Source organism: Sinorhizobium sp. FG01 (assembly GCF_002531875.1).
Taxonomy (GTDB): Bacteria; Pseudomonadota; Alphaproteobacteria; order Rhizobiales; family Rhizobiaceae; genus Sinorhizobium; species Sinorhizobium fredii_C.
Genome location: NZ_NWTB01000002.1, coordinates 84806 through 101418 on the forward strand (window position 1 = coordinate 84806; position 16613 = coordinate 101418).

Here is a 16613-nt window from a genome sequence, read left to right on the forward strand (position 1 = left end):
AGTTCCCTCAGAGATTGATCAGCACGCTCTTGCTGCGGCGGTTGGCGAGATAGGCTTCGCGGCCGAGATCCTTGCCGATGCCGGAGCTCTTGTAGCCACCGGTCGGCAGGATGTGGTCGCGCGAGCGGCCGTATCGGTTGATCCAGACGGTGCCCGCCTCGAGCCGGCGGGTCACGCGGACAGCGCGCGACAGGTCGCGGGTGAAGACGCCGGCGGCAAGCCCGTAGGTCGGGTGGTCGGCGAGCGCCAGGGCCTCTTCTTCCTCGTCGAAGGTCTGCAGCGTCAGCACCGGACCGAAGATCTCCTCGGTCACGGCGGGAGAGGACTGGTCGACCCCGGCGATCAGCGTCGGCGCATAGAAGTAGCCCTCCCGCTCAAGTTGCCGGCCGCCGAGCAGGCATTCGCCGCCGGTCGCCGCGGCTTTCCGCACGATCGCATCGATCCGGCCGATCTGGCGCTCGGAGATGATCGGCGAATATTGGCTTGCCGCGTCCCAGGTCGGTCCGGGCTGGATCGCCGACATGTGCCCGACGATCGCCGCGGTCAGCCGCTCGGCGATCTTCCGGTCGGCGATCAGCCGCGAACCGGCGACGCAGGCCTGGCCGGCATTGGCGGTGATGTTGAGGGCGATCGCCTGCGCCGCGCGGTCGAGATCGGCATCGGCGAAGACGAGCTGCGGGCTTTTTCCGCCGAGCTCGAGGGTCATCGGCTTGATGCCGGTGCGCGCGATGTTTTCCATGATCGCCGCTCCGGCCGCCGTCGAGCCGGTGAAGCTCACCTTGGCAATGCCGGGATGCCCGGTAATGGCATTGCCGGTCGTCGGCCCGTCGCCGAGCACGACATTGACGAGACCGGCCGGAAGGCCGGCGCGCACCGAAAGCTCGGCGAGATAGAGCGTCGAGAAGGGCGTCATCTCGGACGGCTTCAAGACGACCGCATTGCCGGCGGCGAGCGCCGGCCCGAGCTTCCAGCCGGCCATCGACACCGGGAAGTTCCAGGGTGTGATTGCGCCGACGACGCCATAGGGCTCGGTCATGATCATGCCGAGATTGTCGTCGTCCGTCGGCACCAGATCGCCGCCTTCCTTGTCGGCGAATTCGGCGAAGAAGCGGATCTGCTCGGCGGTGACGGCGATATCGCCGTCGACGAGATGACCGACGGGACGGGTAGAGGCGACCGCCTCGAGGCGCGCCAGCGTCGCCGCTTCCGCCTCGATGAGGTCGGCCCAGCGCGAAAGAGCGCGGGTCCTTTCGCGCGGACGCAGGCCCGACCAGCCGCTTTCCTTGAGTGCCCGCGTCGCGCTCGCGACCGCCTGATCGACCATGTCTTCCCCGGCGACGGGGCACTCGGCATAGGCCACCCCATCGGAAGGACGATGCATGGCGAGCCCGCCGGCCGCGGGCACGTAGCGACCGCCAATGAAATGGCCTTTGGGGAGTTCGACCGTATCGGGGTTGAAACTGAGGGTCATGGCTGCTCCTTGCCTTCCGAGCAAGATTAGCGGCGCTTTACCGGCAGTTTCAGTCGACTGCGCCAATAGCGATGATCGAATGCGCTGTTTGACGGGGGCGTTTCAGCGCAATCTTCGGCCGTTCAATTGGCCCGAGGCAAGCGAGGAACGGCTTTGCGAACGCGGGGAAGGACGGATGTCACTGGTTGCCATGATGGCCTGCATCGGGGTGCGTGGCTGAAAGGACGGAGAACAGGGAGGCGGTCTGCATCGCCACGTTCCGATCCGCCCGGCGGGGAACAACAGAAGATCAGGTGTGAGGTCAACGGCCGTCGTTTCGCCTTTTCAGCTCGTCGGAAGATATCCTACATGGGGAGCATCCAGGGGGTGAGCGGGTTAAGCAGCTGGCGCATGCCCTTTGTCAGCTCGGCGACAAGTCGTCGCCCGAAATCAGCAGGCAGGGTAAAGACGTCGGAGATGGCGAAGACGGCGAGGGCGCAGAAAAGACGGCGGTCGAAACCAAGGGTCTCGTAGGATTCCTCGGCAAGATGCCGGTGGATTCGGTCGAGGTCGAGGACGACCACGGTCGGCGCTGAGCCAGTAGCCGTCCCGCTGGACCTCGTAGACCGGGAGATCCTGAAGCGCTGCCACTAGCCGACGGTCAAATAGATTTTCCGAACGGTTTCGATCGTCCGCCAGACGCCCTTGAAGCCGGGCTTCATCACGAAGCTGTCGCCGGCGCGATAGGTGACGGGAGCCGCACCGCCTTCTTCCGTCAGTTCGACGACGCCTTCGATGATATGGCAGAACTCGAATGTTTCACCCTTGATCGAGCGGGTCTCGCCCGGCGTTGCTTCCCAGACGCCGGTATTGATCTTGCCGTCGCCGGCGACGTCCTGTGCCCAGGTCTTGAAGGACGGATTGCCGGAAATCAGTCGTTCGGGGGTCGGCGTCGACCGCTTCGGCTCGAACTGCGGATTGGTTTCGATTTTCTTCAGAAGAGACATGGCTTTCCTTTCGGCGTTGCTGTGAGTTCAATAGCCGCGGTCGCGGTCGACGGGGCCGACGAGCTCGAGGCCGGCCTCGTGGCGCCGGATATTGGCGGCGACGGTTTTTGCCGCGGTTTCCGGCTGGGTGACGCTGGCGATATGCGGAGTGATGATCACCTTCGGATGGCGCCAGAGCGGGTGCTCCGCCGACAGCGGCTCCGGATCGGTGACGTCGAGCACTGCGCCGGCGAGCTGGCCGCTCTCAAGTGCTGCAACAAGCGCGTCGGTATCGAGCTGTGGCCCCGCCCGGCATGAACAAGACCGGCGCCCAGCGGGAGTTTAGAAAACAGCGACGCGTCGAGGATGCCGTGTGTCTCGGCGGTGAGCGGCAGCAGGCAGATCAGGATGTCCTGCTTGGGGAGAAAGTCGGCAAGACCGCTTTCGCCGTGGTAGCAGGTGACGCCCGGGACCTCGTGCGGCGAGCGGCTCCCGCCGGCAAGCGGGAAGCCGAAGGGACCGAGCCGGTCCAGCGCCGCCCGGCCGAGATTGCCGAGGCCCATGACGCCGACCCGGCGCTCCGCCGCCTGGTGGACGGGACGCCCGCGCCATTCGCCGGCACGTTGCTGGTTGAGATAAACGGGAAGGTCGCGATGCAGCGCGAGGACGGCGAGTGTCACATATTCCTGCATCATCCGGGTGATGCCGTCCTCGATCATCCGGACGAGCTTGACCCTTTTCGGCAGGCGGTCGAGCGCGAACTGGTCGACGCCGGCGCCGATCGAGAACAGCACTTCGAGATTGACATAGCGTTCGAGGTCCGGCGGTGCGGTCCAAGTCAGCAGGTAGCGGACCGCAGCAGGATCGACGCTGCCGGCATCCGTGAAGAAAGAAAGCGAGGGTAGCTCGCGGGCGAATCGAAGATCTTCGCCCGTACGGCATCCGAGTTGAATAGAAAGGCCATGGTCGTCCCCTTTTCTTTTCATGCATCATTGCCGTGTTGCCCCGGCAGAATGCTCCGAAGCAGGCAGGCTCGACGGCATTTGGCACCGATTTGATGGGTGGCTTCGACTTGCCGGTTGACCGGGTTCACGCGCCTAGCCTTCGGCCAAGCGCCTCGATCATTGTTCGGCAGGCCGCGAGTTCGCCGATCTCGATATATTCGTCCGCCTTGTGGGCTCGTGCGATGTCACCCGGACCGCAGATGATCGCGGCGATACCGGCCGCCTGATAAAGGCCCGCTTCCGTGCCGTAGCTGACGGCGGCAAGCGGCACCTTACCGGTGAGATCGTGCAGCAGCGCGGCAAGCGGCGCATCTTCCCTGAGCGACAACGCCGGATACGAGCTCAAGCTTTCCCAGCGGGCCTTGAAGCCGCGGCCGGCCAGGCTTTGGAGCTTCGCCTCAATGCCTGAGAGGAGCCCGGCGGGATCGACCCCCGCCACGGCGCGGGCTTCCAGTTCGATCGTACAGCGGTCGGGAATGATGTTCACCGCCTGCCCGCCGGCAATGGTGCCGACCTGGAGCGACGAATAGGGCGGCTCGAAATTGCCGTCGAACGGACCTGCCATCAAAGCCGCGGCGGAACGGACCGCCTCGCCAACGATCTCCGCCATGGCGTGGATGGCGTTGAGGCCGAGGTCCGGCCGTGAGGAATGGCCGGCCCGGCCGACGATCTCGATGCGCGCGGCGGCCTTGCCCTTGTGGGCGCGGATGGCACGCAGGCCGCTCGGCTCGCCGACGATACAGCCTTCGGGCTTGGCGCAGAGATCCGGAAGCCGGGAAATCAGGTGCGGGACGCCGCGGCAGCCGGCTTCCTCGTCATAGGAGAAGGCGAGGTGGAGCGGCTGGGAGAGCGGCAGGGAGGCGATCGCTGGCAGAGCCGCGAGGGCGCAGGCGAGAAACCCCTTCATGTCGCTGGTTCCACGGCCATAGAGCCGTTCACCCTCGTGCCTGAGCGTGAAGGGATCGCTCTTCCATGTCGGCTCGGCAGCCGGCACCACGTCCATGTGTCCCGACAGGATGATGCCCGGCCGGTCGACGGGGCCGAGGCTGGCGAAGAGGTTGGAGCGATCGCCTTCCGGACCCGGCAGCACGCTCACCTTGGCGCCGAGCTCTGCAAGGTAGCTGCGGATCCAGTCGACTATCTCGTGGTTCGCCGTTCCGACCACCGACGGAAAGGATATCAGCCGGGCGAGGATTTCTTCTGTCTTCATTCTTGCCTCACAGCATGCCGGGTTGGCCGGGGTCGAGGTGGCGTCGCATCAGGATAGGTCCAGAGCGGGCAAATGCCTGCCGAATGATTTGCGGCTTCGGTGGAAAGTGCTGAACTGGAAAAGATCTGAAGCGTTTTGTGTTGCGGGCAAGCGGCTACAACTGAAGCGGGACATTCGGCTTCCGCGGCCCGAGTACGAACCGTAGCGCGGATGGCGTGCTGGTGCCTCCAAGGGGCAAGAAAATGGAAAGAGCCGATTCGATAAAGTTGGATTCCTTCGAATTGAGTATCGGTGACATCGCCGATGCCGATCTCGACGCGCTCCATGCCCTGTCCATGTCCGTCGGCTGGCCGCATCGAGCCGAGGATTGGCAGCTCGCGCGCGAGCTCGGTCACGGGATCGTGGCACGCGATGCGATCGGGCGCGTGCTCGGCTCGGCCATGTGGTTCGATCATGCACCCGATTTCACCACCTTCGGCTTGGTCATCACCTTGCCGCGCTTGCAGATGCTCGGCGCCGGTACCTGGTTGATGAATCATCTGCTGGCCCAAACCGGCTCGCGGGCGATCGGCCTCAACGCGACCCGCTCCGCTCGGCGGCTCTATAAGTCGCTCGGTTTTGCTCCGGAACGAACCGTCTATCAGTGCCAGGGCGATGCGATTGCAACGCCGCAGGGGACTCTTCCGTCGGGAGCGGCGCTGCGTTCGCTTACGCGGGACGATCTTGACGAGATCGCGGCTCTCGACCGCGCCGCCTATCGCGCCGACCGCACCTCAGTTTTGGCCCGCCTCGTCGAGCTCTCGAAAGGCATGGCGCTTGTCCGTGGCGATCGCATCGCCGCCTACTCGCTGTGCCGGCGCTTCGGGCGCGGCCACTTGATCGGCCCGGTGGTGGCGGCAAGCGACGATGATGCTATTGCGGTGACGAGGCCGCATGTGGCCGACCACGCCGGGGCCTTTCTGCGCATCGACACCCGGCAGAAGAGCGGTTCGTTCGCAGAGTTCGTCGCGCAATCCGGCCTTCCGGTCTACGACACCGTTACCAGCATGTCGCTCCGGCGGCCTTGGCTGATCGACGACGCGGGCGGCGAGAAGCCGATAATCTATGGCTTGGCCAGCCACGCCCTGGGATAGGGGACGGCCTTACCGCCGCCCAACCCAAGAAACGGGTTGAATTCGCAGCCTGGCCGCACGATTTTCATGGAAACTCCAGAATCGTGGGAGGCTGTGGCTATGGGCCAGACAGCGCACCAATATCTGATCTTCGAAACGGCCGCCGGCTTCTGCGGCATTGCCTGGAGCGTGCGAGGCATCACACGCTTTCAACTGCCGACCAAAAGCGCGGAGGCGACCGAGCGGCTTCTGCTCAGGCGTCTGCCCGAGGCGGTACCACACGAGCCCACGCCGGCAGTCGTGGAAGCCGTTGCCGAGGTGAAACGCTATTTCGAGGGCAAGGAGACGGATTTTTCCGGGCTCGCGCTCGATCTCGAAGAAGAGGACGCTCTGTTCAAGCAGATCTATGCAGCGACGCGAAAAATTCCCTGGGGGCGCACGACGACCTATGGCGCGCTCGCCAAGGAGCTCGGCGCCAGCCCGGAAGCGGCGCGCGATGTCGGCCAGGCGATGGCGAAAAATCCGGTCGCGCTGATCATACCGTGCCATCGCGTCCTGGCGGCCGGCGGCAAGGTCGGCGGGTTTTCTGCGCCGGGCGGCGCCACCACGAAGCTGCGCATGCTCGAATTGGAAGGCGTCTACATCGGCCCGCCGGAGCCGGCACAGCAATCCCTGGGATTTTGAACAAGGGTTGCGATGGAACCCCGGCCGAAGGAGGGTGCAATGCAGATTCTAGAGTCGCGGTTGGGTTCCGCTCGTCAGAGCGATCGGGCGTGGTCCGTGGAGCGAAGGAAGATTCTCGACTGGCTGGTGATGGAGACGCGCGAAGAACGCTTCATCGACAACATCTTCGTGGAACTCTGCCGGAGATTGTTGGAGGCGGGCTTGCCGGTGGCCCGTGCGACGCTGCATTTCAGGATTCATCACCCGCAATGGATCGGCGCACGCATCCTGTGGCGGAAAGGATTGTCGGAGGCGGAGATCGACACCTATGAATATGGCGTCGAAGACAGCACCCCATATCTGAACAGCCCCTTGCACGAGTTCAACGAGGGAGCCGACGAGGTGCGCCGGCACCTGGACGACCCGACAGCCGAGGGTCCGAACTACCCGCTCTACGAAGAGCTCAGGACCGAAGGTCTCACCGATTACATGATCTGGCCGCTCTACCACACACTGGGCAAGCGCCACGCGATCACCTTTGCCAGCGACAGGCCGGGCGGCTTCGATGCCGAGGATATCGCCTTCCTGTCGGACATCCTGCCGGCGCTGGCGCTCGTCAGCGAGATCCGGTTGAAAAACCGTATGGCTCGCACGCTCCTCGAAACCTATGTCGGCCCGCATGCCAGCGAGCAGATTCTGGCGGGGGCGACGACGCGCGGCAGCGGCGTGACGGTCGGCGCGGCAATCCTGATCTGCGACCTGCGCGACTTCACGAGATTGTCGGATCTCTGGCCGCGCGACGACGTCATCGAGCTCCTGAACGACTATTTCGACGCGATGTCCGAGCCGATCGAACGGCATGGCGGAGAAATACTGAAATTCATGGGCGACGGGCTGCTGGCGATCTTTCCGCTCACCGATCCTTGCGCCTGCAGCCAGCTTCTCGCCGCCATTGACGAAGCGCAGGCGGCGCTTTCCAGGCTCAACGAGGCCAATCTAAAAAAGGGCCACGATCCGCTCGGCTACGGCATCGGCGTCCATGTCGGCGACGTGATGTACGGCAATATCGGTTCGCGCAAGCGCCTCGATTTCACAGTCATCGGTCCGGCCGTCAACATCGCCTCTCGGCTCGAGAGCCTGACCAAGGAGCTCAAGCGCCCCGTTCTGCTTTCAAGAGCCTTTGTCGAAAGGGCAGGATGCGCCGGAGAGCTTGAAAGTCTCGGCGCCTATGCATTGAGAGGACTGGACGAACCGGTCGATGTGTTTGCCCTCTCGAGTGCGAACTAGGTCGGGACTCATCCTGGAAATGACTCGCGTTCCCCGCGGCTTGAGCGTTAACTGAATCGCTCTCACGGCAGGAGGTGAGCCATGACCATGTATCTCACGCGCTTCAGCTACACGCCCGAAACATGGGCGCGCATGATTCAAAACCCCGAGGATCGCCGCGAGGCAGCTCGGACCTATATCGAGGCCGTCGGCGGCAAGCTTCACGGTTTCTGGTACGCGTTTGGCGAGCATGACGGTTGGACGCTTTGGGAGGCGCCGGACAGTGTCTCGATGGCCGCTGTCGCGATTGCGATCGGCGCGGGAGGCGCGCTGAGCTCCATTGAGACCACCGTACTTCTCAGCGTCGATGAGACCATTGATGCCTTGGCAAAGGCAAAGCAGGTGCGGTATCGCCCACCGGCAACGTAGCTGTCCCTGCTGTTCCACATTGAGCGAGATGCTTGAGCTGTCGGTCAGCTTGGTTCGTGCAGGACCACGCGATTTCGGCCGGCCTGCTTGGCAAGATAAAGTGCAGCATCGGCCTGGTTCTGAAGCTGTTCCGGTGAAACGATCGTCTCATCCGGCGGCTGGGTCGCCACTCCGATGCTCAAGGTGACGCAAGGCGAAACGCGGGAATCCGGGTTCGGAAGGGAGGCGGCTTCGACACTCTTGCGAATCCGTTCGGCGAGAAGGACCGCCTCGCTCTCGTCGACGCCCGGAAGCACGATCAGGAACTCCTCGCCGCCGTAACGGGCGACATGATCGCGATCGCTTTGCACGCTGCTTTCAATAATACCCGCAACCTTCACGAGGCAACGATCGCCCTCCGCATGGCCGAGGCGATCGTTGAGCTTCTTGAACTCGTCGATATCGCACATCAGCATGGAGCAGCCGCGGCTATCCAGGCCTGCGCTCCAGAACCGGTTGAGCGTTTCCATCATCCAGCGCCGGTTGGCGATCCCCGTCAGCGGATCGGTTCTGGCGAGACGTTCCAGCCGGGCATTCGCATCGGCCAGTTCTGCCACACGGCTGCGGTCTCTGAGCTCGAGAAGAAACCCCTTCTGCGCCAGGATCGTCATGGTGCGCCGCGCAACGACAGTGGCGACGATGCCGCTGGCAAAAAACAACGTCGCAGCCACGGCGCTGCCCGTCTCCAGGCTGGGGTTCAGCAACTGGAAAACCAGGTAGAGGCTCAGCGCCAGGGCGGCGACGGTAACGGTCCAAGCCAACGGAACGCTGAAGATGATAATGGCGGTGATCGCCACGAAGAGCATGATGGTCAGGTGGCGTTCGTAAAACTCGCCACCCGCGCCGACGCCCACCAGCGCGACCGAGAGGAGGATGAAAAACAGGCCCGCGATGATCGAGCCTCCCTGGATCGAGGTCGCTCGCGGTTTTCGCCAGACGAAGGCTGTGCCGAGAGCGGCTGGCGGCAGGATGCAGGCGGGCGCGAGCATCGACAGGACGATCGCCTTCGGGAGGAGGATGGCGTTGAGGCCCAGGGTCAGGACATCCAACAGGGCCACCCAAATCATCCAGGCACGAATAACCTTGGCGGTTCGCGGCCAGGAGCGCTCCTGGAACAGGCGACGAAGCTCGCCCTTGAGGCGGATGTCACGCGTTCGGCCCGCGAGAAGGCGGGCAACCTCGGCCATGACCGCAGGATCCTGTGCCTGAAGCTGCATCTGTGCGGACGGATCAAGCCTACGCGCCGAGACTGCACTATCCTCAATGTCCATGCCTGCCCATGTAGGGGAGCGTCTCCCCCAGGCAAGTAAAGGCAAAGCGGGCTATTTGAATATGTTCCGTCGTTTCGCGGTGACCCGGCCGCCGACGTAAATGATACGTTCCATACAGCGCCGCGCGTCCTATCAGGCGCTCAAAGGTCGCTGCAGTACTTGGAATTGCCGCATGTCTTTGTCCTTAAATCGAGATCGATTGAACGAGACATGCAGTAGTCGAACAGGTCTGCGTCAACGGGAGAGACGCATGGTTGCATCCGTGCCGCAGGAGGCGGTCGGGCGTGTTCTGATCGCGGAACGCAATCCGCTCGTCATTGCTGCCCTCCGTGGATTGTTTTCCGAGAATGCCCGCTTTTTCATCGCCGACACCGCGAGCACATCGGCCGAGCTTTACGAGAAGCTTGCCATCGCCGAAGTGGATTGCGTGCTGCTTTCCTGGCAGCTCGACGATGCCGAGGCACCCGAGGTGCTCGCCGATCTCGGCCGGCTCGGACTCGATCCGAGGATCGTTCTATTCGCCGATACTCGTGATCCGGCCGTCGTCAACGAGACGATCAGGCTGGGTGTGAACGGGCTTTGCTATCAGTTCGAGGATCCGGAAATCCTGTTCGCGACGCTCACCGCCGTGATGAAGGGCCGGATCTGCATTCCCTATACGGTGCTCTCCAAAATCTCCAACACGCCCTTTCAGCAGCTCACCTCTCGCGAGAGCGAATTGCTCGGCATGCTGGCCAATGGCTGGACCAATATCCAGATCGCCGCGCGAACCGGCATCTCCGAGAATACCGTGAAATACCACCTCAAAAACCTTTACGACAAGCTCGAGGTGCGCAATCGCGCCATGGCCGTAGCACTCTACACAAAAGAACGCCGGCGCAACCCGGAGTAACTACCTGCGGGTAGTCTTCGCCTACCCATCTCCTCGAAGTGACCACCCGCAAGGACCGCGCTCGCGCTGCCCGTCCGGCATTCTTTTCTGCCTGAGCGAGTGTTGTGCAGACTTTCCCTGAAAGGCAGCCTCGGTTCCGAGGAAACGCCGTCCGCGGACGCAGCCATTGGAGGAACGATGTCAGGCTACAATCATCTCTTCATCCCAGGCCCCACCAACATTCCCGAGCAGGTCCGCCAGGCGATGAACCTGCCGATGGAGGACATGCGGTCCCCTCGCTATCCGGAGCTCACGCTGCCGCTCTTCGCCGACATCAAGAGAGTGTTCAAGAACCAGAGCGGCCGCGTTTTCATCTATCCATCGTCCGGCACCGGCGCCTGGGAAGCGGCGATGACCAACGTGCTCTCCCCCGGCGACAGGGTGCTGATGAGCCGTTTCGGCCAGTTCTCGCATCTCTGGGTCGACATGGCCGAACGCCTCGGTTTCGAGGTTGATTGCCTCGACCGGGAGTGGGGCACGGGCGTGCCGGTCGAGCTCTATGCCGACCGGCTCGCCGCCGACAAGGCCCACACGATCAAAGCCGTCTTCGTGACCCATAACGAAACCGCGACCGGCGTCACCTCGGATGTCGCCGCCGTGCGCGCCGCGCTCGACGCCTGCGGCCACCCGGCGCTGCTCTTCGTCGATGGCGTCTCGTCGATCGGCTCGATCGACTTTCGCCAGGACGAATGGGGCGTCGACTGCGCCGTGTCCGGTTCGCAGAAGGGGTTCATGATGCCTGCTGGCCTCGGTTTCCTCTCTGTCAGCCAGAAGGCGCTCGAGGCCGCCAGGACCGCGCGTCACATGCGCTGCTACTTCTCCTTCGAGGACATGATCAAGACCAACGACACCGGCTACTTTCCGTATACGCCGCCGACACAGCTGCTGCACGGCCTCAGAGCGGCGCTCGACCTGATCTTCGAAGAAGGCCTGGAGACTATCTTCGCCCGCCATCATCATCTCGCCAATGGCGTCCGCGCCGCGGTCTCCGCCTGGGGGCTCAAGCTCTGCGCAACCGAACCGAAATGGCATTCCGACACCGTTTCGGCAATCCGTCTGCCGGAAGGAATCGATGGTGTCGAGGTCATCCGCCACGCCTACCAAACCTATAACACCTCGCTCGGCAGCGGGCTCGGCAAGGTGGCAGGCAAGGTCTTCCGCATCGGCCATCTCGGCTCGCTGAACGAGGTCATGGTTCTGGGCGCGCTTTCCGCCGCCGAACTGACGCTGCTCGACTGCGGCCTAAAGATCGAGCCGGGTGCGGGTGTGGGTGCGGCGATCAGCCAGTTCCGTTCCGCCGCGACCGCGTCGTCCGCCAAGGCAGCCTGAAAACCGGGAGGAGAGGAAATCATGAGCCACACGATAAACCATCTCCGCCGGTTGCGGCTGCAGCGCAGCGAACTCGCCGTTCCGGGCTCGAACCCCGAAATGATCGGGAAGGCCGCAAATTCCGGCGCCGACTACATCTTCCTCGACATCGAGGATGCCGTCGCCCCGCCGGACAAGGAGCGGGCCCGCGCCAATATCGTCGCAGCGCTGAACGAGATCGACTGGCGCGGCCGTGGCAAGACCATCTCGGTGCGCATCAACGGGCTGGACACGCACTACATGTACCGCGACGTCGTCGACCTCATGGAGCAGGCCGGCGACAGGATCGACACGCTGCTGGTGCCGAAGGTCGGCGTGCCCGCCGACCTCTACATGGTCGAGGCGATGGTCAACCAGATCGAGATCGCCAAGGGCTACAAGACCCGTGTCGGTCTCGAGGCCCTGATCGAGACGGCTCTCGGCATGGCCAATGTCGAGGCCATCGCCTCCTTTGGCGGCCGGCTGGAAGCCCTACATTTCGGCGTTGCCGACTATGCCGCCAGCCTCAAGGCCCGCACGGTCAATATCGGCGGTCTCAATCCCGACTACCCGGGAGACCAGTGGCACTTCGGCCTGTCGCGGATGACCGTTGCTTGCCGCGCCTATGGCCTGCGCGCCATCGACGGTCCCTTCGGCGATTTCTCCGATCCGGAAGGCTACAAGGCCGCGGCCCGCCGTGCCGCTGCGCTTGGCATCGAGGGCAAGTGGGCCATCCATCCAAGCCAGATCGCGCTTGCCAACGAGATCTTTTCCCCTCCCGAGAAGGAGGTCGAGCGCGCCCGCCGCATCATCGATGCGCTGAAGGTCGCCGAGAGCGAGGGCAAAGGTGCAGCCTCGCTCGACGGAAAGATGATCGATGCCGCTTCCGAGCGCATGGCGCGCAACGTGCTCGCCACCCATGAAGCCATCACGGCCGGCCGCTGAGAGGAGGAAGCCATGGATATCCACGAATACCAGGCCAAGGAACTTCTCTCCCGCTATCATATCCACATTCCGCGGGGCGGGCTGGCCTACAGTCCCGAACAGGCTGCCTATCGCGCAAGCGAGATCGGCGGCGACCGCTGGGTCGTCAAGGCGCAAATCCATTCCGGGGCGCGCGGCAAGGCCGGCGGTATCAAGCTCTGCTCGTCCGACCACGAGATCGTCGCGGCTGCCGATGCCATGCTCGGTGCCAAGCTGGTGACGCACCAGACCGGAGCGCAGGGCAAGCTGGTCAGCCGCCTCTACGTCGAGGAGGCGATGGATATCGAGCGCGAGATCTATCTCGGCTTCGTCCTCGACCGGAAATCCGAGCGCATCATGATCGTCGCCTCGTCCTCGGGCGGCATGGAGATCGAGGAGATCGCCGAGGCGGAGCCCGATTCCATCATCCGCGCCACCGTCGATCCGGGCGTCGGCATGCAGGATTTCCAGGCCCGCGAGATTGCCTTCGGGCTCGGCATCGACAATGCCCTGATCGGCCGCGCCACGCAGACGCTCATGGGCTGCTATCGCGCCTTCGTCGACTATGACGCCGCGATGCTTGAGATCAATCCGCTGGTCGTGACCCGCCGCGGTGATCTCGTGGCGCTCGACGCCAAGATGAGCTTCGACGAGAACGCGCTGTTCCGCCGGCCGCATATCGCCGAAATGCGCGACAAGAGCCAGGAAGATCCGCGCGAGACCTACGCGTCCGACCGCGGCCTCTCCTATGTCGGTCTCGACGGCAATATCGGCTGCATCATCAACGGCGCGGGGCTGGCCATGGCGACCATGGACATGATCAAGATTGCCGGCGGCGAGCCCGCGAATTTTCTCGACATCGGAGGCGGGGCCTCGCCCGACCGCGTTGCGAAATCCTTCCGCGCCGTGCTGCACGACAAGAACGTTGAAACGATCCTCGTCAACATCTTCGCCGGCATCAACCGCTGCGATTGGGTGGCGGAGGGCGTGATCAAGGCGCTGAAGGAAGTCGGTGTCCCGGTTCCGCTCGTCGTGCGCCTTTCCGGCACCAACATGGAAGAGGGCCGGCGCATCCTCGCCGAGTCCGGCGAGGACATCATCGTCGCGGAAACGCTGGCCGAGGCTGCCGAGAAGGCGGTCGCCGCCTGGCGTTCCTACACCGCCAACAAAGCTGCTTGAGGGAGGCCTACGCCATGTCCATTCTCCTCGACAAGAACACGCGCGTCATCGTGCAGGGCTTCACCGGTAAAATCGGCAGCTTCCATGCCGAAGACATGAAGCGTTACGGCACCAACGTGGTCGGCGGCGTCACGCCCGGCAAGGGCGGGCAGACGCATCTCGGCATGCCGGTCTTCAACACGGTGAAAGGCGCCGTCCAGGAAACCGGCGCCGATGCCTCGATCGTCTTCGTGCCGCCGCCCTTTGCCGCCGACTCGATCATGGAGGCGGCGGATGCCGGCATCCGGCTCTGCGTCTGCATCACCGACGGCATTCCCTCCCAGGACATGATCAGGGTCAAGCGATACATGAGGCGCTATCGCTTTGAGGATCGCATGACCCTGATCGGGCCGAACTGCGCCGGCATGATCACGCCTGGCGAGGCGATGATGGGGATCATGCCGGGCTTGATCTACCTGCCCGGCCGCATCGGCATTGTCGGCCGCTCGGGGACGCTCGGCTACGAGGCGGCGAGCCAGATGAAGGCCCTCGGCATCGGTGTGTCGACATCGGTCGGCATTGGCGGCGACCCGGTCAACGGCTCGTCCTTCAAGGACATGCTGGAGTTGTTCGAACAGGATTCGGAAACGGACGCCGTGCTGATGATCGGCGAGATCGGCGGCCCGCAGGAGGCGGAGGCCGCTCTGTGGGCGCGCGACCAGATGAAGAAGCCGCTGATCGCCTATATCGCAGGGCTTTCGGCGCCGAAAGGCCGGCGCATGGGTCATGCGGGCGCGATCATCTCCGCCTTCGGGGAATCGGCGCAGGAAAAGGTCGAGATCCTGAAGGGGGCGGGTGTCACGATCGTGCCGACTCCGTCCTCCTTCGGCGAGAGCGTCGCCGACGTGTTGTCGGCGATGAACAAGGCAGCCTGAGCGGCAAGGCCGCCCGTTGAGTGCGGGCGTGCTCGCCCCAGACAACAACAAGAAGACACGATCCGCCCGGCGGATCGCACGAGTGGGAACAGGCTGCTCGGAAGAAGGCGGGCAGCCCCGGTTAACTAGGAGGAGCAACCAATGCAAGGATCAAGACCTCAGGTCGATCCGGCCGTCTTCTGGCCGTCGATCACCATCATTTTGGGATTTGTCGGTTGGGGGACGGTGTTCCCCGACAGCCTGTCCTCGGTCTCGAAAGTGGTCCTCAACACGGTCATCGACGATTTCGGGTGGGGCTTCGTCGTCTCGTCAGCGGGCTTCCTGATTTTCGCGCTTTTTCTTGCCGTCAGCCGCCTGGGCAAGATCCGGCTCGGACAGGACGACGAGCGGCCGGAATTCCGCACCGCATCCTGGATCTGCATGATGTTCAGCGTCGGCATGGGCATCGGCCTGATGTTCTGGGGCGTTGCAGAACCGATCTTTCATTTTTCAAGCCCGCCGCACGGGCAGGCGGAGCCGAAGAGCCTCGAGGCGGCGCTTCTCGCCATGAAGTACTCCTATTTCCACTGGGCGCTTCACCCCTGGGCCATCTATGCCGTGGTCGGCCTGACGATCGCCTATTTCACGTTCCGCAAGGGCAAGTCGAACCTGATTTCGTCTGCCTTCACGCCGCTTCTCGGCAAGGCCGCAAGCGGGCCGATCGGCAAGGCAATCGACGTGCTAGCGATCATCGCGACGCTGTTCGGCACGGCCACTTCGCTCGGCCTCGGTGCCCAGCAGATCAACAGCGGCATGGACTTCCTATGGGGGACCGGGACTTCCAACGCGATCGCGCTGTCCATCATCGGCGTCATGTCGGTGCTGTTCATCCTCTCGGCGGTGTCGGGCGTGGGCAAGGGCATCCAGTTCCTCTCCAACATGAATATGATCATCGCGATGCTGCTGTTGATATTCCTGCTCTGCATCGGTCCGACGATCTTCATCTTCAACACCTTCACGGAATCGCTCGGCTTCTATCTGAGTGACCTCGTAACCATGTCGTTCCGCACCGCGGCCTTCAGCGACGGCAAGTGGCTCGGCAGCTGGACGATCTTCTATTGGGCATGGTGGGTTTCCTGGGCGCCCTTCGTCGGCGTGTTCATCGCCCGCATCTCGCGTGGCCGCACGATCCGCGAATTCGTGATCGGCGTTCTGCTGATCCCGAGCGGCGTCACCTTCGTCTGGTTCACGATCATGGGTGGAACCGCGCTGCATTCCGAGCTCTTCGGCGCCGGCGGCATCGTCGACGCGGTCTACAACCAGGGTGCCGCAGTCTCGCTCTTTGCTTTGCTGGCGCAATATCCCTTTGCCTGGCTGACGTCCCTGGTCGCCATTTTCCTGGTTGCGATCTTCTTCATCTCCGGCGCCGATGCAGGCGCGGTGGTGATGGGAATGCTCTCGTCGAACGGCACGCTCGAGCCGCCCCCGAGTGTCGTCGTGCTTTGGGGCGTGCTGGCGGGCGCCTCGGCCTCGGTCCTGCTCATGATGGGCGGATTGCAGGGTTTGCAGACGGCCTCGATCATCGCGGCGGCCCCGTTCCTGATCGTCATGGTCGGGCTCTGCATCTCGCTGTGGCACTCGCTCCTCGACGAACTGGAAGAGGGGCGGTCGCCGCGGAGGGTGCCGACTGCCGCTACCGCTGGCGAAGCCGCCGCACTTGCGCCTGAAGCCGCACAATAACGATGCTGATAATCTTAAGAGCGGCCGATCTTCTGATCGGCCGCTCTTAAGAAAAGCATGCGTTCGATCGTATCCAGCGTCTCATGTCGCAATTCGATGGCAATACGTTCGGAATTCGTGCTGCGTGGAT

The 16613-nt window shown here is 63.5% G+C and carries 15 protein-coding genes and 1 pseudogene; 10 read left to right on the forward strand and 6 right to left on the reverse strand.

What is annotated here, in order from left to right; all coding sequences use genetic code 11:
• Positions 1-7 precede the first annotated feature (7 nt).
• The 5 genes and pseudogenes from CO656_RS00520 to argE form a co-directional block, all read right to left on the reverse strand.
• Positions 8-1471: an aldehyde dehydrogenase family protein gene (locus CO656_RS00520; RefSeq protein ID WP_097524424.1), complete on the reverse strand. Its 1464-nt coding sequence runs from the start codon at positions 1469-1471 to the stop codon at positions 8-10.
• A gap of 344 nt (positions 1472-1815) precedes the next feature.
• Positions 1816-2034: a hypothetical protein gene (locus CO656_RS00525; RefSeq protein WP_097524425.1), complete on the reverse strand. Its 219-nt coding sequence runs from the start codon at positions 2032-2034 to the stop codon at positions 1816-1818.
• A 66-nt stretch (positions 2035-2100) separates the two neighbouring features.
• A complete protein-coding gene (locus tag CO656_RS00530; RefSeq protein WP_097524426.1) occupies positions 2101-2457 on the reverse strand; it encodes a cupin domain-containing protein in 357 nt (118 codons plus the stop codon).
• Positions 2458-2484: 27 nt separating this feature from the next.
• Positions 2485-3400, reverse strand: a pseudogene (locus CO656_RS00535) (glyoxylate/hydroxypyruvate reductase A).
• Positions 3401-3525: 125 nt separating this feature from the next.
• Entirely contained in the window at positions 3526-4650 is a 1125-nt protein-coding gene (gene argE / locus CO656_RS00540; RefSeq protein WP_097524427.1) for an acetylornithine deacetylase, read from the reverse strand.
• Between the two features lie 242 nt (positions 4651-4892).
• On the opposite strand from argE, the gene CO656_RS00545 reads away from it, so the two are divergent.
• From CO656_RS00545 to CO656_RS00560, 4 genes are all read left to right on the forward strand, one after another.
• Positions 4893-5783 carry a GNAT family N-acetyltransferase gene (locus tag CO656_RS00545; protein ID WP_097524428.1) on the forward strand — a complete coding sequence of 297 codons (891 nt, stop codon included), beginning with the start codon at positions 4893-4895 and terminating at the stop codon, positions 5781-5783.
• Positions 5784-5882: 99 nt separating this feature from the next.
• Positions 5883-6446 (forward strand): methylated-DNA--[protein]-cysteine S-methyltransferase, encoded by a 564-nt coding sequence (locus CO656_RS00550; RefSeq protein WP_097524429.1) that lies wholly within the window; start codon positions 5883-5885, stop codon positions 6444-6446.
• Positions 6447-6575: 129 nt separating this feature from the next.
• Positions 6576-7712, forward strand: a complete 1137-nt coding sequence (locus CO656_RS00555) for an adenylate/guanylate cyclase domain-containing protein (RefSeq protein ID WP_234819630.1) — start codon at positions 6576-6578, stop codon at positions 7710-7712.
• An 81-nt stretch (positions 7713-7793) separates the two neighbouring features.
• Positions 7794-8120 carry a GYD domain-containing protein gene (locus CO656_RS00560; protein ID WP_176536552.1) on the forward strand — a complete coding sequence of 109 codons (327 nt, stop codon included), beginning with the start codon at positions 7794-7796 and terminating at the stop codon, positions 8118-8120.
• A 44-nt stretch (positions 8121-8164) separates the two neighbouring features.
• On the opposite strand, the gene CO656_RS00565 is transcribed toward CO656_RS00560, so the two are convergent.
• Positions 8165-9430, reverse strand: coding sequence for a GGDEF domain-containing protein (locus CO656_RS00565; protein ID WP_097524430.1), 1266 nt, complete (start codon positions 9428-9430; stop codon positions 8165-8167).
• A 250-nt stretch (positions 9431-9680) separates the two neighbouring features.
• Between CO656_RS00565 and CO656_RS00570 the strand changes: the two genes are divergently transcribed.
• The 6 genes from CO656_RS00570 (at position 9681) to CO656_RS00595 (ending at position 16483) form a co-directional block, all read left to right on the forward strand.
• On the forward strand, positions 9681-10322 hold the full coding sequence (locus CO656_RS00570) for a response regulator transcription factor (protein ID WP_097524431.1): 642 nt from the start codon (positions 9681-9683) through the stop codon (positions 10320-10322).
• 177 nt (positions 10323-10499) lie between these two features.
• Positions 10500-11690: an aminotransferase class V-fold PLP-dependent enzyme gene (locus CO656_RS00575; RefSeq protein WP_097524432.1), complete on the forward strand. Its 1191-nt coding sequence runs from the start codon at positions 10500-10502 to the stop codon at positions 11688-11690.
• Between the two features lie 21 nt (positions 11691-11711).
• On the forward strand, positions 11712-12653 hold the full coding sequence (locus CO656_RS00580; protein WP_097524433.1) for a CoA ester lyase: 942 nt from the start codon (positions 11712-11714) through the stop codon (positions 12651-12653).
• 12 nt (positions 12654-12665) lie between these two features.
• Positions 12666-13850, forward strand: coding sequence for a malate--CoA ligase subunit beta (locus tag CO656_RS00585; RefSeq protein ID WP_097524434.1), 1185 nt, complete (start codon positions 12666-12668; stop codon positions 13848-13850).
• Between the two features lie 14 nt (positions 13851-13864).
• Positions 13865-14764, forward strand: a complete 900-nt coding sequence (gene sucD, locus CO656_RS00590) for a succinate--CoA ligase subunit alpha (RefSeq protein WP_097524435.1) — start codon at positions 13865-13867, stop codon at positions 14762-14764.
• A gap of 141 nt (positions 14765-14905) precedes the next feature.
• Positions 14906-16483, forward strand: a complete 1578-nt coding sequence (locus CO656_RS00595; protein ID WP_097524436.1) for a BCCT family transporter — start codon at positions 14906-14908, stop codon at positions 16481-16483.
• Positions 16484-16613: the final 130 nt, after the last annotated feature.